This window comes from Nonomuraea glycinis, assembly GCF_035920485.1.
Lineage (GTDB): Bacteria > Actinomycetota > Actinomycetes > Streptosporangiales > Streptosporangiaceae > Nonomuraea > Nonomuraea glycinis.
The window spans coordinates 4568946-4592387 of record NZ_CP109166.1; the positions used below are offsets into that span (position 1 = coordinate 4568946).

Annotated in this window: 22 protein-coding genes; 14 read left to right on the top strand and 8 right to left on the bottom strand. The window is 69.6% G+C overall.

The window, feature by feature from the left end; translation table 11 throughout:
- Positions 1–14: 14 nt before the first annotated feature.
- The gene (locus tag OHA68_RS21680) at positions 15–1364 is read right to left on the bottom strand and encodes a helix-turn-helix domain-containing protein (RefSeq protein ID WP_327109257.1); all 1350 of its coding nucleotides are present in this window, start codon (positions 1362–1364) and stop codon (positions 15–17) included.
- A gap of 305 nt (positions 1365–1669) precedes the next feature.
- On the opposite strand from OHA68_RS21680, the gene OHA68_RS45355 reads away from it, so the two are divergent.
- On the top strand, positions 1670–2056 hold the full coding sequence (locus tag OHA68_RS45355) for an ATP-binding protein (RefSeq protein WP_407674479.1): 387 nt from the start codon (positions 1670–1672) through the stop codon (positions 2054–2056).
- 259 nt (positions 2057–2315) lie between these two features.
- Positions 2316–2555: a cold-shock protein gene (locus OHA68_RS21685; RefSeq protein ID WP_407674480.1), complete on the top strand. Its 240-nt coding sequence runs from the start codon at positions 2316–2318 to the stop codon at positions 2553–2555.
- A gap of 51 nt (positions 2556–2606) precedes the next feature.
- Here the strand turns inward: OHA68_RS21685 and OHA68_RS21690 are convergent, their stop codons facing one another.
- Positions 2607–3626: a saccharopine dehydrogenase family protein gene (locus tag OHA68_RS21690; RefSeq protein WP_327109258.1), complete on the bottom strand. Its 1020-nt coding sequence runs from the start codon at positions 3624–3626 to the stop codon at positions 2607–2609.
- A gap of 101 nt (positions 3627–3727) precedes the next feature.
- Here OHA68_RS21690 and OHA68_RS21695 point away from each other — a divergent pair, with 101 nt between their 5' ends.
- The 5 genes from OHA68_RS21695 (at position 3728) to OHA68_RS21715 (ending at position 10922) form a co-directional block, all read left to right on the top strand.
- A complete protein-coding gene (locus OHA68_RS21695; RefSeq protein ID WP_327109259.1) occupies positions 3728–4675 on the top strand; it encodes a helix-turn-helix domain-containing protein in 948 nt (315 codons plus the stop codon).
- 169 nt (positions 4676–4844) lie between these two features.
- Entirely contained in the window at positions 4845–5396 is a 552-nt protein-coding gene (locus OHA68_RS21700) for a DUF1707 SHOCT-like domain-containing protein (protein WP_327109260.1), read from the top strand.
- Between the two features lie 95 nt (positions 5397–5491).
- Entirely contained in the window at positions 5492–5986 is a 495-nt protein-coding gene (locus OHA68_RS21705; RefSeq protein ID WP_327109261.1) for a hypothetical protein, read from the top strand.
- A gap of 27 nt (positions 5987–6013) precedes the next feature.
- Positions 6014–9493 carry a WD40 repeat domain-containing serine/threonine-protein kinase gene (locus OHA68_RS21710; protein ID WP_327109262.1) on the top strand — a complete coding sequence of 1160 codons (3480 nt, stop codon included), beginning with the start codon at positions 6014–6016 and terminating at the stop codon, positions 9491–9493.
- A 163-nt stretch (positions 9494–9656) separates the two neighbouring features.
- Positions 9657–10922, top strand: coding sequence for a serine hydrolase domain-containing protein (locus OHA68_RS21715; protein WP_327109263.1), 1266 nt, complete (start codon positions 9657–9659; stop codon positions 10920–10922).
- A 35-nt stretch (positions 10923–10957) separates the two neighbouring features.
- Here the strand turns inward: OHA68_RS21715 and OHA68_RS21720 are convergent, their stop codons facing one another.
- The 3 genes from OHA68_RS21720 to OHA68_RS21730 form a co-directional block, all read right to left on the bottom strand.
- Positions 10958–11974 carry a TerC/Alx family metal homeostasis membrane protein gene (locus OHA68_RS21720; protein ID WP_327109264.1) on the bottom strand — a complete coding sequence of 339 codons (1017 nt, stop codon included), beginning with the start codon at positions 11972–11974 and terminating at the stop codon, positions 10958–10960.
- Between the two features lie 206 nt (positions 11975–12180).
- Complete coding sequence (locus OHA68_RS21725) at positions 12181–12891, bottom strand: SIR2 family NAD-dependent protein deacylase (protein WP_327109265.1); 711 nt, start codon at positions 12889–12891, stop codon at positions 12181–12183.
- A gap of 60 nt (positions 12892–12951) precedes the next feature.
- The gene (locus tag OHA68_RS21730) at positions 12952–13350 is read right to left on the bottom strand and encodes a VOC family protein (protein ID WP_327109266.1); all 399 of its coding nucleotides are present in this window, start codon (positions 13348–13350) and stop codon (positions 12952–12954) included.
- A 91-nt stretch (positions 13351–13441) separates the two neighbouring features.
- On the opposite strand from OHA68_RS21730, the gene OHA68_RS21735 reads away from it, so the two are divergent.
- From OHA68_RS21735 to OHA68_RS21745, 3 genes are all read left to right on the top strand, one after another.
- Positions 13442–14422, top strand: coding sequence for a helix-turn-helix transcriptional regulator (locus OHA68_RS21735; protein ID WP_327109267.1), 981 nt, complete (start codon positions 13442–13444; stop codon positions 14420–14422).
- Positions 14423–14462: 40 nt separating this feature from the next.
- Entirely contained in the window at positions 14463–15677 is a 1215-nt protein-coding gene (locus OHA68_RS21740; RefSeq protein ID WP_327109268.1) for a M20 family metallopeptidase, read from the top strand.
- 194 nt (positions 15678–15871) lie between these two features.
- The gene (locus tag OHA68_RS21745) at positions 15872–16006 is read left to right on the top strand and encodes a hypothetical protein (protein WP_327109269.1); all 135 of its coding nucleotides are present in this window, start codon (positions 15872–15874) and stop codon (positions 16004–16006) included.
- Here OHA68_RS21745 and OHA68_RS21750 read toward each other — a convergent pair.
- Complete coding sequence (locus OHA68_RS21750) at positions 15964–17580, bottom strand: alpha/beta hydrolase (RefSeq protein ID WP_327109270.1); 1617 nt, start codon at positions 17578–17580, stop codon at positions 15964–15966. The two genes, OHA68_RS21745 and OHA68_RS21750, sit on opposite strands and share 43 nt — an antisense overlap.
- A 514-nt stretch (positions 17581–18094) precedes the next feature.
- Between OHA68_RS21750 and OHA68_RS21755 the strand changes: the two genes are divergently transcribed.
- Positions 18095–19165 (top strand): serine hydrolase domain-containing protein, encoded by a 1071-nt coding sequence (locus OHA68_RS21755; RefSeq protein ID WP_327109271.1) that lies wholly within the window; start codon positions 18095–18097, stop codon positions 19163–19165.
- A 72-nt stretch (positions 19166–19237) separates the two neighbouring features.
- A complete protein-coding gene (locus OHA68_RS21760) occupies positions 19238–20455 on the top strand; it encodes an erythromycin esterase family protein (RefSeq protein WP_327109272.1) in 1218 nt (405 codons plus the stop codon).
- Between the two features lie 181 nt (positions 20456–20636).
- Here OHA68_RS21760 and OHA68_RS21765 read toward each other — a convergent pair whose 3' ends face one another.
- A complete protein-coding gene (locus tag OHA68_RS21765) occupies positions 20637–21038 on the bottom strand; it encodes a nuclear transport factor 2 family protein (protein WP_327109273.1) in 402 nt (133 codons plus the stop codon).
- Positions 21039–21331: 293 nt separating this feature from the next.
- Positions 21332–21823 (bottom strand): DUF6194 family protein, encoded by a 492-nt coding sequence (locus OHA68_RS21770; protein ID WP_327109274.1) that lies wholly within the window; start codon positions 21821–21823, stop codon positions 21332–21334.
- A gap of 42 nt (positions 21824–21865) precedes the next feature.
- Here OHA68_RS21770 and OHA68_RS21775 point away from each other — a divergent pair, with 42 nt between their 5' ends.
- Both OHA68_RS21775 and OHA68_RS21780 read left to right on the top strand, forming a co-directional pair.
- Positions 21866–22591: a MerR family transcriptional regulator gene (locus tag OHA68_RS21775; protein ID WP_327109275.1), complete on the top strand. Its 726-nt coding sequence runs from the start codon at positions 21866–21868 to the stop codon at positions 22589–22591.
- 92 nt (positions 22592–22683) lie between these two features.
- Positions 22684–23430 (top strand): class I SAM-dependent methyltransferase, encoded by a 747-nt coding sequence (locus OHA68_RS21780; RefSeq protein WP_327109276.1) that lies wholly within the window; start codon positions 22684–22686, stop codon positions 23428–23430.
- The last annotated feature ends 12 nt before the right edge of the window (positions 23431–23442 follow it).

Genomic DNA, 23442 nt, shown 5'->3' on the forward strand with positions numbered 1-23442 from the left:
GGCGCCCAGTGCGGTCAGACGCCGACGAATGCTTCGTGGAAAGCGCGAGCATGGCTGTCGTCCGGCCACCGCTTTCGTAGTCCGGTGTTCAGCGTGCGCAGCTCGCGGTGGATGCGTGCCGACCCCGTCTGCTGGGCGACGGTGAGTGCCTCGTGGCCGAGGTGCGCGGCTCTGGCCGGGTCCGGCTGGGGTGACTGGGTGACGGCGACGGCCAGTTTGGCGGTCAGGTGCCCGCGGTCGCGGGCGAGGTTGGCGGGCAGCTCGGCGATCCGCTTTTCGAGGATGGTGATGGCCGTGTCGGCGTGTCCGGCGGCTCTGTGGCAGGCCGCGGACTGCTCCTGGAGGGTGTCGAGGTCGTAGTGGTGCAGGTAGACGGGGGTGTTCGGATGGGTGACGTGCGGGTGGTCGCGGAGGAGGTCGGCCGCTTGGTCGAGGAGGTCGAACGCTTGTCGGTGCCGGCCGAGCATGGCCAGGCCGCGCGCTTGTTGCTGCGCGGCCAGGGCGGCGAGCTTGGGGTCGAGCTCAGCGGAATGCCGACGCGCGGCGGCGGCGAGCTGGACGACGGCCGCGTAGTCCTCCGTCGCAACCGCGATGTTGCTCTGCCGTACGAGCAGGTAGGCGGCCATCTGGGTGTCGCCGGCGCAGGCCGCCCACTCGGCCGCGCGCCGCGTCCAGTCCATCGCTTCGCCGGTCTCTCCCAGGTCCTGGTGCAGCCAGCCCGCCATTTCGCCGTAGGCGGCCAGCGTCTGCAGGAGTGGGTCGGCGTAGCTGGTGTCGGCGCCTCGGCGTAGCTCGTCGAGGACTTCGATCTGGGCCAGCACCGGCCGCAGCAGGTGGCGGGGGCCGAGCATCTTGTCGGCGGTGTAGTGCTCGGTCAGCACCCGCTGGAAGTAGTCGATCACCTGGTCGTCGACGCGAGTGGGTTGCGTGATGGCGCGGGAGACGCGCTGGGCCTGATCAGGGTCGGCGAGGTAGGGCAGGACGGCCGACAGTGCACCCGAGGCGAGTAGCTGGGCGAAGGCCCGTCGCGAGATCGTCACCTGCACCAGTTTCCCATCCTGGGTTGGCATGTCCAGGATGACGGGTTCGCTCTCGTAGCTGCCGGAGGCGGTCATCGCGGGCGTGGCAGGTCCGTCGCCCCGGCGCAGGGCGACGAGGAGGCCGCCGGCGCCGAGCGCGTCGTCGAGGTCCTGGACCCGGTCGAGCGGCGCGAGCCACTCGCCCTGCTCAGCGCGGGCGATGCGGGTGTGATCGTAGTAAGTGATCTTGGCGAGTTCGCGCAGGGACAGTCCGGCCTGCGTGCGGAGCTGGCGCAGCACGGGCCCGAAGGCGTACGCGGCGGAGGTCGTGAGTGGGTCGTTCATCGCGCACCGGCTCCCTGGCTTGTGGTGTTGCTTCTTCGAGCAACGCCGGCCATCTGGGCAGGCGATGGGGATTGAGGTCACCATCCGTACTGACGGTTACTCGGAGCGTAAGCCCGAGGGTAAGTGATCGCACGGATTTCCTACCGGCCGTCTCAACAGGAAGGGCGATGAGGTGAGCATTCCTGCGCGCAAGGCGTCCATGGGCCACGTTGCACCCACTCCCGGAGGCGGCGCTGTGAGTGGACGACCGCTGACGAAACTCTCGCTGCCGGGAAAGCCTCAGTCGGTTGCCGTTGCGCGGCGGGGTGAGGAAGGTTCTCGCGGATGCGGGGCACGACGACGTAGAGGACGCGGTGTTGTTGCTGTCGGAAATGGTGTCGAATGCGGTGCTGCATACGAGATCGCGTCATGCGGGCGGGCGCGTACTGGTGGAGGTCTTTGAAATTGGCATCGGGCTGGTGCGTCTAGAGGTGACCGATGAAGGGGCGCAGGGCGTGCCGCATGTCAGTAGGCCCGATTTCGACCGTACGGATGGACGGGGTCTCTGGTTGTTGGACGAGTTGGGGAAAGGGTGGGGTTTTCGGCGAAATGGCGAGTGCGGGTGCACGTGGGTTGACGTGATGACTCGTACGGAATGCGTGACGGCAGCTTCTCGAACAGACCTCTGTACCCGCGACTGGCCGGGCCCTTGAGCCCGTGAGGAGTTGCCCGAGTCGCACCGAGCGCGGCCCTTGCCCGACCCCCGTCAGGGGGCAGGGGCTGCACCCTTGACGAGGCGGCGGGGCGATCGATGCGCTCTCGTGCCGTCGCCTCTCAAGGGCCGTCGCTCCGGAAGCCTGGAGGCGCAGCCCTCAAGAGCTTCTTGGCGTATGAGGCTGGAAGAGGAGTACTTCAAGCTGAGCATGTCCGTTCGGGGGCCGGTTTCGTGTTCGGTGAATAGGTGATCTCCAAGTGGTCGACGACAATGTGGTGATGACACGTGGCACTGTGAAGTTCTGGAAGGCCGAGAAGGGGTGGGGAGCGATCTCCTCTCCAGAGCTCCCGGCTGGTCGTGATGCGTTCGTGCACTTCAGCAACATGGTGGAGGACGGATACCGGAGTTTGGAGGTAGGCGAGGAGGTCGAGTTCGATCTCGTCGAACGGTCGCAGGACAGCTTCGACTACGTGGCCGAAAACGTCCGCAGACTGTGATGGCGCACTCCTTGGCCAGGTGATCGATGCGCTCCTGGAACGAACGTGCTGTTATGAAGGCAGGTCCAGGGAGATGTGCGGGGACAGCGCGTGGAGGAAGTCGGGTGCGTCGAAGATCTTGCCGGCGGAGGCGACGCCGACCGTCCTGGTGCGCCCAGTGAGGATGCGGTCGACCGCTTCCACCACGAGCGGCGCGGTGACGGCGTAGATGTCCCGTCCCCTCGCCACGGCGCGCCGCTCGCTGCCACCGGAACGTACGACGACATCGACGAGGAAGGTCTGATCCGACCGTCCCAGTTCGTCGGCCGGGGCCGGCTCCGGTGTGTCGGAGGCCGAGAGGTCCCTGGCCGCCTCGGCCGTCATGTACGTGGTCACTTCGGGGATGGACAGGTGGCTGGGAACGGTGACGACGTCAGCCATGGTGAACTCCCCGATGACGGCCCGGGGCCCCATCGGGTCGGGGAAGGGCCACTCCAGGGTCGGCGGGCCGTCATGGCGGTATTCCAGCCGGCCGTTCGTGTACCGGACGCGTCGGCCGTCCCGCCGCTGCCGGGAGACCGCGCCCGCGATCCGCGTCCCGGCGGTGGGGTGCCAACTGCTCAGTCCGTACGCGATGTGCGCCTCGTCGGCCGCCGTCCAGTCGCCCATCGCGGCGGTGGTCAGCAGGTCGCCGAGGCCGCCGTAGAAGGCCATCGCCGGGACGATCACCGCTCCCGCGGTCCGGGCGCGCTCCGCGAAGTGCGTGAACGTGTCGAGGTTGGCCTCGATCTCGGCCGCCACGTCCACGTACGGGATCCCGGCGCGCAGTGCCGCCTCGATCACGGGGGCGGCTGTCGTGGCGAAAGGCCCGGCACAGTTGATCACAGCCGCCGCGCCGGCCAGCGCGCGGTCGAGCGAGGCAGGGTCATCGACCGACGCCGGGCGGGCCTCCAGTCCGGATTCGAACGCCAACACCTTCAGTTTGTCGGCGTCGCGCCCCGACAGGATGGGGACGAACCCGCGCTCCTGGAGCTGTGCCACCACAAAGCGCCCGGTGTGCCCGTACGCGCCGAAAACCGTCACTGGTCCCATGGTTACTCTCCTGCTCACCTGACCTGCTGTCGTGATCATTCTGGCAAGGGCCGATGCTCCCGACGAGTGTCTGGAACGCCATTGCCCGTACAATTCCGGACATGAGTACTGTCGCGCTGGCCGCCACCGACGGGATGCTGCACTTCGAGCTGTCCATGGCGTACGAGGTCTTCGAGGCCGGCGTGGCCGACCCCTGGTACGACGTCGTCGTCTGCGGGCCGGGTGCCGTGCGAGCCGGCCGGTTCCTGCTGGAGCCCGACCATGGCCTCGACCACCTCTCGCGCGCCCACACCGTGATCGTCCCGGGCTGGGCCGACATCGACGTGGACCCGCCCGCTGACCTGGTCGACGCGGTGCGTGCGGCCCACGAGGCCGGCGCACGCGTGGCCTCCCTCTGCACGGGCGCGTTCGTGCTGGCCGCCGCCGGCCTGCTGGACGGGAAGCGCGCGACCACCCACTGGGCGCACACCCGAGCCCTGGCCGACCGCTATCCCCAGGTGAAGGTGAACCCGGACGTCCTGTACGTGGACAACGGCAGCGTGCTCACCTCCGCCGGCAAGGCCGCGGCCATGGACCTGTGCCTGCATCTGGTCCGCCTTGACCACGGCTCCTCGATCGCCAACGCGGTCGCCCGCCGCCTGGTCGTGCCGCCGCACCGGGACGGCGGCCAGGCCCAGTTCGTCACCACCCCGGTGCCGGCCCCGGACAACCACCCACTCGCCGAGCTGTTCCCCTGGGTGATCGAACGGCTGGACCATCCGCTGACGGTGGAGGACATGGCCCGCCGGGCGCGGATGAGCTCGCGCAACCTGGGCCGGCACTTCAGGTCGGTGACCGGCACCACCCCGCTGCAATGGCTGCTGACCCAGCGGATCCGCCACGCCCAGGAGTTGCTGGAGACCACCGACGACGGCGTCGACACCATCGCGGCGGCCACCGGCATGGGCACCGCCACGACACTGCGCCGGCACTTCAACCGCACGGTCGGCGTGCCTCCGGACACCTACCGCCGTACCTTCCGCTCGCGGACGCGCCCCGGCCAGAACTGACGAGAGCGGCTCACTCATGAAAGAGACCCGCTTCGCGGAGCATGGTCGCTCAGGACCCCACATAATTTCCGTTATGGGAGCGTATGGTGCAGATCTCCCGGAACCCCCTAGCCTGAAAGCGAACGCGATGGACGCAAACCAGCAACCGACCCCTTCCAGCTCTGCTCAGGTGCGTGTTTCGCATGACGAGCGTGAAGCGGTGGTGGAGCGGCTGAACACCGCGGCGGCCGAGGGGCGCATCGACTTCAGCGAGCTGGAAGTACGGCTGGATCGGGCGCTGAACGCCAAGACCTACGCCGACCTGGAGCACCTCACCGCCGATCTGCCGCAAGAGATTCCAGCGGAGCCGCTGGTCCTCAAGGGAGGCATCAATGGCGCGGCGCGGACCGGCCACTGGCGGGTGCCTGCGCGCATCACCGTGTACGGCGGCATGGGCGGCGCCAAGCTCGACTTCACCCAGACCAAATGCCGGCTGCCCGAGATCGCGATAGAGGCGTACGGGCAGATGGCCGGTGTGACGATCATCATCCCCGACGGGTGGGTGGCGGAGACCACGGAGATGAACCCGGGCCTCGGCGGCTTCAAGGACAAGACCACCTCGGAGCGGCTCCCCGGCACGCCGCGAGTCCGCCTCACCGGCGACGGCGGCGCCGCGGGCGTGGTCATCCGCCACCAGAACAGCTGGGAACGCCGAGTACGGCGCCGCGCCGAGGGACGTTGAGGATCTCTTGCGGAGGTGAGCCGGGGGCGGGCACGGAAGGACGGCATGGCCGCCGAGCGCATTGACATCCTGTCCCGGCACCTCAAGCTGAACCCATGACCGGCCGATTCAAGCCACCGAAGCGGAACGTCAGATGGGTTTCACCCGTCCAGGAGCAGCCGCAGCGAGGCGGCGCCCTGGATGAGTCTCCCCCTACCGCCGTCAAGTTCACGCGTTTCCCACCTGTCACCGGCTACGCAGGCCGGGCGCGGACGAAGGACGAACTGCTCCTGGAGAGCCTGCTCGATCAGGTGTTCACCGGCGTGCCTGAGGATCAAGCGCGCAATGCCCTTGCGGCGGTGGGCGCCCTGCTCGCCCTCAAGGAGAGTGCCCAAGCCGGCGTGCTGGAGCTGATCTACGAAGCTCTGCGCTCATCGGTGAGCCGGTCGGAGCGAGTCCGCATCCTCATCATCGAGCTCTTGCGGCAGGAGCAGCAGCGCAAGCGCCGGTATCTCGAGATCCTGGCGTTCAACCGCTCCCGCGAATACGAGATGATCTTGGCTGTGTTGGATCGTGTGCAGCCCGGGTCGCGTCAGATCTGGCTGTCCTGAACTGTCGCGATCGAAAGGTGCTCGCCGATGGCTCTGCAGCACTTGGCCGAGGGGGATCCGCAGCGCCTGGGCGGTTATGTGCTGGCCGGGCGGCTTGGCGCGGGCGGGCAAGGCGTGGTCTACGAGGGCTACGACAGGCAAGGGCGGCGGTACGCGGTCAAGCTGCTGCACCCCGGCGCCGACCCGCAGCTGCGCGCCCTGTTCCTGAAGGAGGTCCGGGCGGCACGCGCTGTGCCCTCCTTCTGCACGGCCAAGATCGTCGACGTCGGCAGTGACGGCGACCGGCTCTACATCGTCAGCGAGTACATCCCGGGCCCCAGCCTGCGCGCGGCGGTCCGGGCCGGACGCCGCTTCACCGGCGGTGACCTGCACCGGCTGGCCACCGGCATGGCGATCGCGCTGACGTCGATCCACGATGCCGGCGTCGTGCACCGCGATTTCAAGCCGGACAATGTCATCCTGGGTCCCGACGGCCCCCGTGTGATCGACTTCGGTATCGCCCGGAGTCGGCAGATGTCCCTGACCCCGTCCGGGATGATCGCCGGCACACCTGGCTACGTGGCCCCGGAGGTCTACCGGCGGCAGCGGGCCGGCCCAAGTGCGGACATATTCGCCTGGGCCTGCGTGGTGCTGTACGCGGCCACCGGCCAGGACGCCTTTGCCGCCGCCCGGATCGAGGCGATCATTCACCGAGTCCTCACCCACGCTCCCGATGTCAGCGTGCTGGACGCGCCGCTGCGGTCCTTGGCCGAAGCCGGGCTGAACAAGGACCCGGCACTTCGTCCGACGGCCCGGCGCATCCTGGCGGCCCTTGTCAGCGACGATGCCGATCCTGGCCTCGGTGCCGGTGCGCCGATCGACGATCCCGAGCTGGGAACGCGGGCCGAGGCGATCTACCAACGGCTGGCCGAGCCCGTCCAGCACCAGGTCCCCGGCCTGCTGCTGCGCCTGGTGACCGAAGCGGCGGGCAAGAACGTCGTGCGTCCCGTCCGCCTGGCCGAACTGCCCGATCACCCGGACGCCCGCCAGGTGATCAAAGCTTTCACCGAGGCCGGGCTGCTCGTGGCCGACGCCGGCATGGTGGTCATTACGCACCCGGCCTTGCCGTACGCGTGGGTCAGGCTGCGGGACTGGCTCGCAGACGAGAACGGCGCTCTGGCCGTGCACCAGCAGTTGAGCGCCGCTGCCTGCCGCTGGGAGGCGGCCGGACGCAAGAGCGGCGATCTGTATCACGGCACCCCGCTGCAGACCGCGCTGGACTGGAACGCCCGAGGACGCGTTCACCTGGCGCCGACCGAACTGGAGGCGGAGTTCCTGCATGCGGGCGCGGAGGCGGCGGCGCGGCGGTCCCGGCGACGACGCCTGGCAGCGGGGGCCATGGCGGTCCTGCTGGCCGTGACGGCAGGCGCGGTCGGACTGTATGAGCACCAGCGTCGCATCTCCGACAGCCAGAGCCTGACCGAGGCGGCTGGCCGGGCGGCACAGGCGGCGAGCCGGGTGTTCGCCACCGATCCCATACTCGGGATGCGTCTGAGCGCCGCCGCCTGGCAGCTCGCCCCGACCCGGGAGGCCAGGGGCGCTCTGTACGCGGCGCTCGCCCAGCCCGTCACCGACGTCATGACCGAGGCCGTACTGCCTCCTCCGGCCACCGACGCCACCCTCGGGCCGGAGTATGACCTGTCCGCGGACGGAAGCAGGCTGGCGGTGTTGTCGGGGGAGACATTCGCCCTCTGGGACGTGCCAGGCCACCGCCGACTCGTCACCTTCACCATCCCTGGCGGCTGCGGCGGGCTAGGGCTCTCACCGGATGCCTCCATGGTGCAGACGTGTGCCGCCCCTTCGTCACGCGTCCTCTACGACGTCGCCACGGGCAGGCGCATCGGCAAGCGCTGGCCCGGATGGATCCGGTTGTTCCCGCGACCAGGAAAACTGGTGACCAATGAACCCTTCGCTGAGGGCAACCGGGGAGCCATCCGGCTGATGGACCAGAACACCGGCCGGACGCTGTTCATCCACCGCGATTCGAGCCTCTGGCCGGTGGCCGTCACCAAGGACGACCGGCTGATCGGGACGACCTCATCAACACGGGGCTGCCGTAGACCACCGCGCGCCTTCCCGATATGCCCGAACGCCCTGGAGATCTGGGACCTTGCCGGCGACCGCCTCATCGCCCGGCACCACTTCACCGCCGTGGGGCTGTGGGCCGCGCTCAGCCCCGACGGGCGCACCATCGCGCTTTCCGACGGACGCGGGCTGTCGTTCTACAACGCCGGCACAGGTCAGGAACTCGCGGGCAGGCGCGTGGCCCATCCCCGGGTCCGTGATCTGCGGTACAGCGGGAACGGTCGGCTGGTGGGTGTCGACTTCGACACCGACGGCGGCAGTACGGCGGTGCGGGTGTGGGGACGTAATGGCGCGGCGCTGCTGTACCGGCCGTTCAGCCGGGCCTTGCAGCCTTACCCTGGCCGCCTGTCGGGCGTGGACGGCGACCGCATCGCCTACCTACGCGCGGACGGCACAGTCATCACTTTGTCCGGTGCGTCCTCGCCGTCCGCCGAAGCGCATGGTCAGGCATGGTTCAGCTCTGACGGCAAGCTGCTGGCGACGTTCCGCGAGCGAGGGCGCGGCTCGAAGCTCCACCTGTGGACCAGGTCCGGCGGACGTCGGCTGGCCGCATTTCCTGTCGGGGGCAAGCCCGTTGACGGCGCACCGTCAGATGGGCTTCACGTTGCCATCAGCGCCGACGGCGGCCTGATCGCCTATGCCAGGGACGGGCAACGCACCGCCCGGGTGTGGGATATTCAGCGCCGCCGTGAGGTCAGACGGTTGCATGCCCCTTTCGGTGCCGGGTATTCGATGGCGTTCACTCCCGATTCGACGGCTTTGGCCTTCGGGACTGTGCTGTGGAGCGTCCGCACGGGGAAGCGGCTCGGCGAGGTCGGCGCGTCCGTTACCCAGTTCGGCCACGGCGGCCGCTATCTGGGCGGCGGGTTGAACGAGGGCCCGTACCTCAGCAGCGTGGGCCGGACCGGCTCCTCCCAGGAACTCGACGGGCAGACAGCGAAGTTGAGCCCGGACGGCAGGATCGTGGCCACTGGCGACGGCGCGGGGGTGGTCCGGCTCTACGACTCCATCACGGCCCGTGAGCCAGGCCCCGTCACGGGCGGGCATTCCCGGTCCGTCGAGCTGCTGGACTTCTCGCCGGACGGGCGGCTGCTGGCGACGGCCGGGCGGGATCAGACCATCCGCCTGTGGGACATCACCGCCCGCCAGCCCATCGGCGGTCCGATCGCCGTCAACACCGGCCGCCTGACCGCTCTGTCCTTCGGTTCGGACGGCAGAACACTCAGATCACTCTCCGCAGCCGGCGTCATCCGCGACCATCTCGTTGATCCCGCTTTGGCGCTGCGCGAGGTCTGCACCCGCGCTCGCGGTGGCCTGTCCGCCGCGGACTGGCGGCGCCACCTCTCCGGCGTGCCTTTCACCGCAACCTGCCGCACCTCATGACCTTGAGCAGCACGGCCACCCCACCTACATCGATGTGACCAGTCGCCCGTGTCATCGGATCGGTATGACAGGGATCATGTCGGGTCGATGACTCAGCCGACTGGTCGCCTCGGGCCCGCTCCAGCAAGCTGACCATGACCATCTGTCGACCTTGGAGGTAAGGATGACCATGGTGAAGCGGCTGTTCGCCGGGGCCGGGTTAAGCATGGTGCTGGTCGCGGGCACGCTGGCGCCGGCCGGGGCCGCCTCCGCCGAGCGCGGTCCGGGCCTCGATCGGCGGGCGCTGCAGGACTCCCTCGACGCGATCCACGAGGCCGGCATGTACGGCATCTACGCCGAGGTGCGCGATGGGCGGCGCGAATGGGACGGGGCGGCCGGGGTGGCCGACGTCGAGACCCGCCGGCCGGTGCACGCACAGATGCGCCATCGGGTCGGCAGCATCACCAAGACCTTCGTCTCGGTCGCCATCCTCCAGCAGGTGGAGCGCGGGACCATCGAGCTCGACGCGCCGGTGGCCCGCTACCTGCCCGACCTGGTCCCGGGGGAGCGCGGCCGGCAGATCACCGTACGGATGCTGCTCAACCACACCAGCCACATCGGCGACTACATCGGCGGGGCGTTCCCGTCACTGCTGGAGGGCTCGACGGCCAGCCTCGACGACCAGCGCTTCCGTACGATCAAACCCGAGAAGCTGGTGGAGCTCGGACTGGCCGCCACGCCCACGGGGACCCCGGGGATCGCGCCGGGCTCCTACTCCAACACCAACTACATCGTCGCCGGCCTCCTGCTGGAGAAGGTCACGGGCATCAAGGCCGAGACGTACGTCACCCGCAACGTGATCCGCAAGGCGGGGCTGCACCACACCTCGTTCCCCAGCACGCCGCACATCCCGGGCCCGCACTCCAAGGCGTACGAGTCCTGGCTCGGCTTCATCGACCCGCCACGCGACTACAGCGTCTACAACATGTCGTGGGCGAGCACGGCGGGTGCCGTGGTGTCGACCATGGACGACCTCAACCGCTTCTACCGGGCGCTGCTGACCGGCAAGCTCATCGGCGCCGAGCAGCTGGCCCAGATGCAGACGACGGTCCCGGTGCTGGTCGGCGGCGGCGGGGTGAACTACGGCCTGGGCCTTTACTACTTCGACCTGCCCTGCGGCCGGTTCTGGGGACACGACGGCGCCGTCTTCGGGATGGCCACGCAGTCGCTGGCCAGCCCGGACGGCAACCGCCAGCTCTCCTTCGGGTTCAACCTGACGAAGTACCAGCGCATCGACGAGAACGGCAACCTCGAGCCCAGCCCCATCGACGAGGCACTCCTGACCCACTACCTCGTCGCACTCTGCGGCACGGACACGACCGGCGCCCAGACATCGCGCTCACTCCCGTTCACCCCCATCCCGACGGACAAGGTGCTGGTCAAGCGGTGAGCGACCAGACAGCAAACCGCAGGAAGCGCGGCTGATCATTGTGGGGGTGTGGCGGGGACGCGGCGGGCGTCGCGGCGGTTGGCGTGCACGCTGGTGATCGTGACCGTGGTCAGGGTGGCGATGATGACGCCGAGTGAGAGCAGCGTGGGGATCTCCGGTATGGCCGGCCAGATGCCGTGAGCCCAATGCAGGACGAGCTTGACCCCGATGAAGCCGAGGATGATGCCGAGCCCGTGGTTCAGGTGGCGCAGTTTCGCCAGGACACCTTGCAGCACGAAGTACAGCGCGCGCAGGCCGAGCAGGGCGAAAGCGTTGGTGACGAAGACGATGAACGGGTCCTCGGTGACGCCGTACACGGCGGGGACGGAGTCGACGGCGAACACGATGTCGGTGGCGAACACGGCGACGATCGCGAGTGCCAGGGGCGTCAGCGCGCGTCGGCCGCCCTCGCGGACCGTCAGGCGGGAGCCGTGGTAGGCGTCGGTGACGGGCGTGAACCGGCGCAGCAGCCGGATCGACCGCATGGAGGAGATGTCGACCTGCTGTTCCTCGCCGTGTGCCGCGCTGCGCAGGATCCGCCACGCGGTGACGATGAGGATGCCGCCGAACAGCAGGAACGCCCAGGTGCCGCTCTGCAGCACGGCTGCGCCGAGCGCGATGAAGATCGCCCGCAGCACCAGCGCCCCGACGATCCCGTACAGCAGCACTCGCTGGGCCAGCTCGTGCGGCACGGCGAAGGCCGACAGCAGCAGCATGAACACGAAGAGGTTGTCGACCGACAGCGACTTCTCCACCACGTACCCGGTGGCGAACTCGACCGCGACGCCGGACCCGAACGCGTACCACACGTACAGGGCGAAGAGCAGGGGAAGGGCCAGGTAGAAGACCGACCAGCCGATGGCCTCGCGCATGCGGACCTCGTGCGGGCGGTGGGTCAGGGAGAAGTCCAGAACCAGTAGCAGGACGAGACCGGTGATGGTGATCGTCCACAGTGGCGCCGTACCGATCGTCTCGATCTGGGCAGCCGACAGCAGAATGGTGGGTGCGGGCATCGAACCTCCTCGAACGCACAAGTCGTCCGAGGTCTCCTTCACCCACCGTGGGTGGCCGCCCGAGGCCGAGGATTCGTCCGTATTGACCGGGTCAGCGCTTGGGAAGTACTCCCCTCGACCTCACAGAGTAGGCGAGTGTGCCGGAGGGGTCCAGCCCGGGGTCGACCGGCCATGTGAGGCGTCCTGCTGATCTTCTTCGAAGGACTTCACGAGAGCCGCGCCACGAGGTGAGGGACGGCCTCGCCGATCGGGTCGCGGATCAGCTCGTGGGCGAAGTCGTCGTACGGGGTCGGCTCGGCGTTCACGATGACGAGCCGGGCGCCGGACCTGACCGCGAGGCCCGCCAGTGAGGCGGCGGGCTGCACCTGCAGGGAGGTGCCGATGGCGATGAACAGCCGGCACCTCCGGGTGGCCTCGACCGCCTCGGTGACGACCCGCTCGGGCAGGGACTCGCCGAACATGACCGTGGTCGTCTTGAGGATCCCGCCGCACTCGCGGCAGACGGGATCCTGCTCGCCCGCGTCGATCCGTTCCAGGGCCTCGGCCAGGGTGGAGCGGGCGTCGCAGCGCACGCAGAGCACGCCGGACATGGTGCCGTGCAGCTCCAGCACCCGGTCGGGACTGGAGCCGGCCTTCTGGTGCAGGCCGTCGATGTTCTGGGTGATCAGGCGGTCCAGCAGGCCGGCCCGCTCCAGCTCGACCAGGGCCAGGTGGGCGGCGTTCGGGGCGGCGGTCCTGGCGGGGCTGTCGCGGCGGAACTGCCAGGACCGGCGGCGGATGTCGGGGTCGGCCAGGTAGTAGTCGATGGTGACGAGCTTCTCGTGGTCCGGGTCGTTCCGCCACAGGCCGGAGGGGCCGCGGTAGTCGGGGATGCCGGAGTCGGTGGAGATGCCGGCTCCGGTCAGGACGGTAATCATCACCGCCCATTGTGACCTGTCCTGCCGAGGCGGACTTCCGGCCGGGCGGCTGCGCCGTCGTCAGCGGCCGAACTTCGCGATGGCCGCCGGGGTGACAGGGGTGAACACGTTGACGAGGTTGCCGTCGGGGTCGCGGAACAGGAGCGACCGGTTGCCCCAGGGCATCGTGGTGGGCTCGGCCACGAAGTCGGTGACGAAGCCGGTCAGGTCGCGGTGCACGCCGTCCACGTCGTCGACGAGGAATTCGATGATCACGGTCTTGTTGTCGGCCGCGCGGGCGGAGTCGGGCGCGAACAGCGCCACGGTCCGGGTGCTGCCGATCGCGAGGGTGCCGCCGGTGGTCCGGAGCTCGGCGAAGTCCTCGGTGGACCAGTCCGCGCGCACTCCGGTGACGCGCTCGTAGAAGTCGACGAGGCGCGCGACGTCGTCGGTGATGACGCGGATCGAGACGAGGTTCATGGCGATCTCCTTGGTTCGGGTGGTCGTGCAGCTCGCACGCTAGGGGAGATAGTGGACAGAATCGGTCCGGTATCACCATTAAGCTCCGCATATGGCTCGACCTACTGGCCGCGTGCTCACCCTCCTGGAGCTTCTGCAGTCGGGTGGCATCCGGACGGTGGCCGAACTCGCCGACAGGCTCGGCGTCGACGGGCGCACCGTGCGGCGGTACGTGGACCACCTGGTGGACCTCGACGTGCCCGTCGAGTCGGTGCGTGGCCGCTACGGCGGGTACCGGCTCGCCCCCGGCTACCGCCTGCCTCCGCTCATGCTCAACGATGACGAGGCGCTCGCCGTGCTGCTCGGCCTCCTGGCCGGCCGCCGGGCCGGACTGCTGACGGCGACGGACACGGCGAGCGAGACGGCGGCGGCCAAGATCCGCAGAGTGCTGCCCGAACCGCTCGCCCGCCGGCTCGACACCGTCCTCGAATCCCTGGCCTTCACGGCTCCGCCCGGCGAGTTCGCCACCCCGGAGACCGGGGTCCTGCTCACCATCGCCGACGCGGTGCGCCATCGCCGGCCGGTCTCGATCAGGTACGCCTCCCGCGACGGCCGACGCAGCGAACGCACGCTGCACCCGTACGGGATCGTCACGCACTCGGGCCGGTGGTACGTCACGGGCACCGATCCCGGGATCGGCGAGGACCGGACCTTCCGGCTCGACCGCATCGCGGACGCGAGGACCCTGCCAGGCGCATTCGAGCCGCCCGCCGGGCTCGACCCGGCAGAGCGCGTCCTGTCGGGGCTCGCCGGCGCCGCGTACCGGTACGAAGTGACCCTGCGGATCCACGGGACGGTCGAGCAGATCCGCGCCCGGCTCCCCGCGAGCCTGGCGGATCTTGGTCCCGCGGAAGGCACGGATCCACACACCGAGCGCTGGCGCCGCGTCGAATTGCGAGCGGAGCGGCTCGACTGGTTGCCCGCCCTGCTCGCGGCACTCGACCGGCCGTTCGTCATCGAGCGACCGGACGAACTCCGGGACCTCGTCCTCGCCCTCGCCGACCGGCTCACCACCGCCGCCCGCCAGACCTGACGGCGCGCCACGGGCTGAGGAGCGGGACGGGTGGGTCTGTATGATCGCCGCTGTGGCCGTACCTGATTCTCCGGACGCGGAGTCCGGTCGCACAGGCCCTCCGGCGGCTGTCGACGGTGATGCGGTGGTGCGCCTCGCCCAGCGGCTTGTCCGGGTCGCGTCGTGCAATCCGCCCGGCAACGAAGCACAGGCCGCGCGGGTGCTGGCGGAGGCGGCCGGCGGCGCGGGCCTGCGGGTGACGACGGACGAGGTCGCGGCCGGGCGGACCAACGTCACCGTCCGCCTGCCGGGATCCGGGGCCGATCCACGCACCTTCCTGTACTGCGGACATCTGGACACGGTCGCGGTCGGATCGGCGCCCTGGACGCGGGACCCGTTCGGCGCGGAGGTAGCCGACGGGCTGCTGTGGGGGCGCGGCTCGGTGGACATGAAGGGCGGCCTCGCGGCGATGCTGTCCGGGTTGATCGCGATACACCGGTCCGGCGTCCGGCCGCCCGGCGATGTCGTGCTGTGGGCGCTGGTCGGTGAGGAGGTCGACTGCGCGGGGGCGCGGCACCTGCTGGCCACCGGTGGCATGGCGGAGGCCGCCTGGATGGTCGTGGGGGAGCCCACCGGGCTGCGGGTCGTCGTCGCGCACAAGGGCTGTGCCCGGCTGCGGGTGGTCGTCCACGGCGCGGGCGCGCACGCCTCGCGTCCCGACCTGGGCGTCAACGCGATCCTGAACATGGCACGGGTGCTGCCGGAGCTGGCCGCGGTCGACGTTTCCGGCCCGCCGCATCCGCTGCTCACCGGCTCCACGTCCGCGGCCACCGTGATCAGCGGGGGCAGCGCGGTGAACGTGGTGCCCGACGCCTGCACCGTGGACTTCGACATCAGAACGGTTCCCGGACAGGATCATCGGGAGCTGGCCGCGCGCTTCGAGGCCGTGCTGGCGGACGCTGCCCGCCGCGACCCGGCGTTCAAGGCCACGGTCGAGCTGACCTACGACCGGGCGCCCGTCACCACGTCAACCGATGACGTGCTTGTCACCGCGGTTCAGGGTGCGGCGGAGGCGGTGCTGGGACGCCGCCCGGAGATCGGCGGCGTCAGCTTCTTCACCGACGCCTCGGTGCTGCAGCCGCCGACCGGCGTCCCGACGGTCATCTTCGGACCGGGTGACGTCGGCCTGATGCATCAGACCGACGAACGGATCAGCGTCAGCGAGCTCGTCGACGCCGCACGCGTCTTCGCCGCGCTGCCCTTCATGCTCTGGTGACAACGCTCCGCCGCGATGACGGCGCGACCCGGGACCGGCTCGGAGGACGACCCGGAACATGTGGCGTTCCTCGGGGCCGACAATGAAAGAGCCCCAGAGCTCAAGCTGTCGGTCAGGCGGCATCTGGCAGGCGGCCTTGGATCGATCAGGATGTCCAGCATCTGAGTCTGCTCGCATCTCGGTGCGATCGGCGGATGGCGGTAGGTCTCCGATTCGCGCCCGTCGGACAGGTCGGCGCGTTCCTGCTGCTGCTGGAGCGGTCGCCCGAGATCGCGCGACTGCCCGATCACGAGCTGTCCGAGACGCTGGAGGGCAGGACAGGGGAGTGAGCGGTGGCGTCGGCCGGTGACGGGGCCGGGCAGAAGCGGTCCCGTTCGGGCAGCGCGCCGGTGGCCAGGAAGGTGTTCATCGCCTCGTCGGCGCAGCTGCCCAGCCCCACGACGCCGTGGCCGCCCTGGTCGACCGTGATCATGGCGGCCCGCCGGTCGAGTACGGCGCGCAGGCCGCGTGCGCTCACCAGGGGTGTGGCCGGATCGCGGGTGTTCTGCAGGATCAGCACGTTGCGCGGTCCGTGGCCGGTGACCTTCACCGGCGGCTCCACCGGCCGGGTGGGCCAGGCCACGCATGGCCAGAGGTTCGACGGCATGCCGGCCGTCGCGGGCCACGCCCGCTGGTCGGCGGCGACCTGCCGGGCGTACAGCGCCACGTCGCGCGGCCAGGCGACGTCACCGCAGACCACCGCGTACATAGTGGCGAAGACATTGTCCGCCGGTACCTCCGCCGCCACGGCGGAGGTACCACCGGCAGACAGCAGCTGGTTCAGTCGCGCGAGGATGTCGGTGTCCGCGGCGGGCTCTGACGGGACGGCCTCCAGCCCCTGCCAGAGCTCGGCCAGGAGCGGAAAGGCATCGTCGTGGTTGAGAAACCCCCGAGTGATCTCGCGCAGCAGGTTCCCGTCGAGTACGGGACCGCTCGGATCCGACAAGGGCCGCTCGTCCAGGGCCGTGGTCATCCGGTCGTAGGTGCGCCGTACCTCCTGCGGTGTCGCGCCGAGGCGGTAGACGGAGTCCCGCTCGGCGGCGAAGCGGAGGAAGTCGGGCAGCCGCGTCGCGACCGACTCGTTCCAGGTCCGCCACATGCCCCGCCACACCAGACCCGGATCGACGGCGCTGTCCAGCACGATCCGATCGCCGCGCTCCGGGAACAGCGAGATGTAGACGGTTCCCAGATAGGTGCCGTACGAGATGCCGAAGTAGGAGAGTTTCCGCTCACCGAGCGCGGCTCGGATGCGGTCCATGTCCCGGGCCGTGTTGGCCGTGGTGATGAACGGGAGCAGGTCGCCGGAGTGCTCGGCGCACGCGGCCGCGGTGTCCCGGGCGAAGGTGAGGTTGCGCTCGATGCCGCCACCCGGGGCCGGGTAGGGCATCAGCAGCGTGGTCAGCGCCGTGGGGTCGAGCCCACAGGTGACCGGGGTGCTGTGGCCGACCCCTCGCGGATCGAAGCCGATCAGGTCGTACCGCTCCAGGACCTTGGCCGGCAGCCTGGCCGCCAGGCGGCTGGGCATGTCCAGGCCGCTTCTCCCCGGGCCGCCCGGGTTGGACAGCAGGATCCCGCGGCGCGACCCGGATTTCGCCGTGCCGATCCGGGAGATCGCGATCTCGATGCTCCGCCCGCGCGGGGCGCGGTAGTCCAGCGGCACCCGCAGCGTCCCGCACCGCTGGCGTGGATCGCGCGAGACACCGGGCTCCGCCGGCGGGCACTCGCCCCAGACCGGAGCCTCGGCCACCGCCGGTTCCGGTGCGCCGATCCGAGGTCCGGCCGGTGTCGGCGAGCCCGCCGCCGCGGTGGCCATCATCGCCGCGGCGATGAACACCGCCAGTTTTGATCGCTGACTTAATCGCACTCGTGCCTCCTTGGGAAAGGGCAGCTGTTTTCTCCATGCCAGAGAGAAGGGACTGCCAGGATGCTTCGCGGATCTCGTCTCTTCATTCCTGACGCGGGCGGGCGAAAGGGTACGGTGATCGCTCGCGCTCATCGGGCATCGAGACGAGTTGGTCCGGCTCGTTGCTGTCCCCGGCGCCACTATGGGGTATCAAGCAACTTGAGACTCAAGCCCCCAGAGGGACCAGTAGACGATCTTCCTGCCGGGGGACCGCTGCGATCCGCCTGTTTCCCGATGGGACGAATCGAGTTCTCGACGGCGCGTGGGTCCGGTGGATCCGGCCGTCAGGGCACCAACAGATTGATCAGCACGCCGATCGGGATGGAAAGCGCTGCGCCGCTGACACCTGCTCTGCCCGTCCCCCTGAAGGTAGGTAGGGGCAGCCCCCGGGTGGGAGCGGTGCTGGCGTGACTGTCTTCAGAGGTCACCGACGACAGAGTCATGGGAGACATATTCCGATCTTTAAGGATGTCTCATGGCTCGTAGGTTCGTGGCCGTCGTTGTCGTCGGCGCGCTGGCGCTCGCCCCCCTCACCCCGGCGCTCGCCGCCGCCGGTCCCGGGCTGGAGCAGCGGCTGGATCGGCTCACCGAAGAGGGCGGTGTGGCGGGGGCGCTCGCGCGTACCAGCGACGGTGTGACCGTGGTGTCCGGCACCGCTGAGCGGGGGACCGGGAGGGCGATGGTCGGGCCGGACGCGAGGTTCCGGGTGGCGAGCCTGAGCAAGCCGATCATCGCGGCGACCGTGCTGCGGCTGGTCGAGCGGGGTCAGATCAAGCTGGGCGCGCCGGTCGAGCGGTACCTGCCCGAGGTGGTGCGGGGCAAGGGCGCCGGGGCGGCGATCGACGGGCGGAAGATCACGGTACGGGACCTGCTGCGGCAGACCAGTGGACTGCCCGACTTCATCGAGGTGGCCGACTGGTCGAAGCCGGGGCAGGACTATCTCAAGCTCGCGCTCGGGCTCAAGCCGACGGCTGCCGGGCGATTCGCCTACTCCAACACCAACTATCTGGTGCTGGGCATGATCATCAACGAGGTGACCGGGAAGGACTTCCGGCAGGTCTCCCGGGACCTGGTGCTCAAGCCGTTGCGGATGCGGGACACGTACTGGCCGCGCAAGGGCGAGACGGGGCTGCGCGGCGAGCACGCGCACACGTACGGCGTCAGCCCGGCCGATCCGAAGGGCGGGGTCGTCGATCTCACCCGGCTGCCGGGGTACGAGTTCGGGGCCAGTGGTGGGCTGGTGTCCACGCCGGACGACCTGAACCGGTTCTGGCGGGGGGTGCCGGTCAAGAAGATGACCGCGAACGCCGTACGGGTCGGCGAGCCGGGGTGGCCGGCCAAGGCGCGCTACGGGCTGGGGGTCGTGCGGGCTCGGCTGAGTTGCGGCGAGGTGTGGATGCACGGCGGCGATGTGCCCGGTGTGTCGGCGCTGTCCGGGCGGAATCGGGCCGGGCGGGCGGCGACCGTCTACGTCACCGGGTCGGTCACCACGGAGAAGCAGCGCAAGCAGATGCTCGCCGCCTTCGACACGGCCATGTGTTTTTAGGCTTTTGCTCTGTCGTACTGGTGATATGGCGATAAAGATTCAAATTGCATTGTGAACGATATTCTTTAAGGTATGGCCATCAAGGACACCGCCCATGCCGTCGAGGTCGCCACCGTCATGCGGCTGCTCCCCGCTCGCCCACGGCTGCTCGCCCTGGGCGAGCCCACCCACGGGGAGGACATTCTGCTCGAAGTGCGCAACGACCTCTTCCGGCAGCTCGTCGAGCAGGAGGGCTACCGGAAGATCGCGATCGAGAGCGACTGCCTGAAGGGCCTGGTCGTGGACGACTACGTCACCTCGGGCACGGGCACCCTCGACGAGGTCATGGAACGCGGCTTCAGCCACGGGTTGAGCACGTCCGCGGCCAACCGCGAGCTCGTAAGCTGGATGCGCGCGTACAACGACGGCCGGGCCGCGTCCGAGCAGGTGCGCTTCGCCGGATTCGACGGGCCGCTGGAGATGACCGGCCCCGAGAGCCCCCGGCAGGCCATCGCCGCACTGCACGGCTACCTCGCGGCCTGGGGCGACGCGGACCTGCTCCCCTGCACCGCCGAAACACTCGACCGCCTGCTCGGCGACGACGACCGGTGGACCGATCCCGCCACGACGATGGACCCGTCCCGGTCCGTGGGGCGGTCGGCCGAGGCCAGGGAGCTGCGGCTGCTCGCCGACGATCTGGTGGCGCTGCTCGACGCACAGACGCCGCACCTGATCGCGGCCTCGTCCCGGGACGATTGGGACCGGGCCCGCCTGTACGGGCGCACCGCGACCGGCCTGTTGCGCTATCACCACTGGATGGCCGACACGTCACTGAGCCGCATGACGTGGCTGATGAACGTGCGGGACTCGATGATGGCCGACAACCTCGTAGCCATCGCCGAATGGGGCCCGGCGCTTGTCTACGCGCACAACGCCCATCTCCAGCGGGACAAGAGCACGTGGCGGCTGGGCGACCTGCCGCTGGAGTGGTGGAGCGCCGGCGCGATCGTGAGCGCCCGCCTGGGCGAGGAGTACGCCTTCCTGGCCATGGCCCTCGGCACCATCCGCCACCAGGGAGTGGACACCCCGCCCCCGGACACCCTCGAAGGGCTCCTGTACGCGCTCCCGGAGGACCGCTACCTCCTCGACCCCCACCGGCTGGCCGCCGCACTCGGCGACCCGCCGCCCGCTCCCCGCGTGTCCCCCTGGTACGGCTACTTCCCCCTGGACCCGGCCCACCTGACCGACACCGACGGAATCGTGTGGATCAAGGACTCCCCGCGACGTCAGCCGCCCTCAGCGATTCAATGAATCAGTGCTCACGCTCAGGTGGCTACCAGTGCCGAGTCTGCCCAACGGCGACCCGCTGGCTCTCATTAGATCGGGGCGCCCCAGTGGGCGTGCCGCGACAGCTCGAGGTCTTCGTCCGGGAACTGACCCCGGACGAGGCGATCTTGTCAAACACGCCTGAGTCGAGTCGCCAACAGATCACTCACCCGGAAAACGCGGAGAGGGCGCGGGCCGTATCGATGTATTCGCGTGCTGCGACAATCTTGCCGTCCACTAGTTCGAATGCGAAATGATATACCTGATTGAGGCTCTTTCCGTTAACGAGGAGTGCGTTCGACGTCGCCTCCACTGACGCATTGGCTTCATCTGCAATCACACTGGTCACCGACATGCATATACCACTGGGAAGCGAGTCGTGAAATCTCTTCATGTGTTCGATGAACGCGGGCTTCGACATGTCGCCGGAGACCGGGAAAGTGGCAGCGTCAGTCATGACGGTCCACACTGCGTTCTCGTGAAGAAGGTCGAAGGCCTCGGGACTGCCGTTCGTTCCTAGGCCTTCGACCAGCTTCTTGACGGAAGCCTTGTTCTGGTCGATCGTCATGTTTCTTCCCTTCGCCGTCAGGTCTGGTTGGGGCTCGCACATGCCTGCGCGTCGTCAGTCTGAAGCCAGACTCACGCGCTCGGATGTGAGCCTGAGCCTCAAGCGCCCTCCTGCGGCGGCGGTTGGCCGCTCACGGGAGGCGGGTGATGCGGGGAGCCCTAAGCCTCACGAGGTCGGCGTGCCGGAACCGCGGGCCCTAGCCTACCCGTCCCGCAAGGCCGGGTATTAGGGTCCGGTGCTGGTTGTCGAGGGCCCTGTATGGTCAGCGGCGCGTTGCCGTGGCCGCCGGGGCATCAGTCATGGGCGGGGACGGCGCCGCCCCGAGGCCGGCGGCGCTCGACGCGGCGCTGATCGGCGAGGTGCGCTTCGTGGAGCGCCGCCAGCGCGCGAGGCGTGGTGCGCGGGCCCGGGTTCACCATCGCGACCCAGCCGTACGCGCCGTAGAGCGGGTGCGGGAGGAACGTGTCCGGCTCGCTGAAGTCGACGGTCGACTCCTCGATCGACTCGGGCGGGTAGCCGAGGAGGTCGGTGAAGAGCTGCGACCCGACGTGGATGTTCAGGCGCCACCGGCCGGGCGCGTCGAGGCGCGATCCGACGTCATCCGGGTAGTCCTTCGTGACGATCGTCGCGTAGGGCTGCCTGTTCCGCGGCACCTCGCCATCCGGGGCGTAGTAGAAGAAGAAGTCCCCCCAGGAGATCTCGGGGTGCTCGCTTCCAGGTCGGGGTGCGAGCTCCAGCACGCCGACGTACGTTCTGAGTTCTGTGAGAATCTGCTCCATGGCCATGGTTCAAGTGTGAGCTTGAAGTGCTTATGGAGGGTTGGCATCGTGGCAGCGACCATCGGGTCCGCGCCTCAGGCGTATACGACGAGCGGTCTGGCCGCGGCCTCCGGCTATTCCGTCCAGCAGATTCGCGACCTCGAACGCCTCGCCGTCATACCTCCCGCCGTCCGGCTGCCCAATGGATACCGTCGCTTCGGCTCCGAGCACGTCACAGCCTTGCGCGCTTACCGCAATCTCGCGATCGCCGTCGGCCCGGTCGTGGCGCGCAGCACGATGCGAGAAGCGCGGGCTCTCCCGTACGACCAGGCGATCGCCCGGATCGTCGCCCTGCACGTCGCACTGGCTCGGTCCCGCGAGGACAGCATCGCGGCCCTCCAGGCGCTCGACGGCATCGTCGCGGAGGACTCCCACGACGCGGCGCCTACGCCCGCCGATGCGATGGGCATCTCGGAGCTGGCGAACGCGATCGGGGTGCGCGCCTCCACGCTCCGCTTCTGGGAGCGACAAGGGCTCGTCGCCCCCGAACGCACCGCCGGGCTCAACACACGGCGCTACCCGCTCGCGGCGATCCGGGAAGCGCGCATCGTCGCCGCACTGCGCGCCGGCGGCTACCCCATCCCCGCGGTACAGGCGGTGATGAGATCCCTGCGCACGATCAGCGGCACCGACGACGCCCGCGCCGCGCTCCAGAACCGACTCCGAACCGTCGCGAGCCGATCCGAAGCGCTGCTCCGAGCCGGCACCGACCTCGCCGACCTGCTGGCACGTTGACCGGACCGGCCTGCCAGACGCCGACGACCTGCCGGCCGACGACTGCCGGGCTTGGTGGCCGTACGCTCTGGATGGGTGAAAGGCGGTTGACCATGCTCGACTACGACCGTGAGGCCGCCCGCTACGACGCGACGCGAGGCGGGGACGCCCGCGCCGAGGCGGCGGCGGAGGCGGTCGAGGAGTTGCTGCCCCGGCAGGCGCGGGTGGTGGTGGACGTGGCCTGCGGCACGGGGATCGTCACCACCCGGCTACGGCGGCCGGGCCGGCGGGTGGCCGGGATCGACCGGTCGGCCGGGATGGCGAGAATGGCGGCCGCCCGGCTGCCGGGCGGCGTGGTCTGCGGTGACGCGGCGGCCCGGCTGCCTCTCTTGGACGGGTCGGCCGACGCGGTCACCATGATCTGGTTACTCCATCTGCTGGACCAGGCCGACTCCGCCGCCGTCCTCGCGCAGGCGGCGCGGGCGCTGCGGCCGGGCGGGCGGCTCCTCACCACCGTCGACAAGAACCACGCCGCCTACCACACCGGCGGCGACGTCGCGGCGCTGCTCGGCCCGGTGCGGGACGCGCACACCCCGCCGCAGAGCGACGCGCTCGACCGGGTGCTGGAGGTGGGCTCGGGGCTGGGGCTCACGATGTCGGGCCGTACGACGTTCGCCGGGCTCGGGCAGGGCCGCAGCCCTCGCGAGTGGCGTGAGGTGATCCCCAAGAGCCCGTGGGGCCGCCGGATGGACGCCGCGACCCTCGCCGAGCTCGGCAGCCGGCTGGGCGACCTGCCCGACCAGGACCACCCCCGCCCCGACCCCGTCTACACCCTGATCGCGCTGGTGAGACAGGGCTGAGCCGCCGGGCCG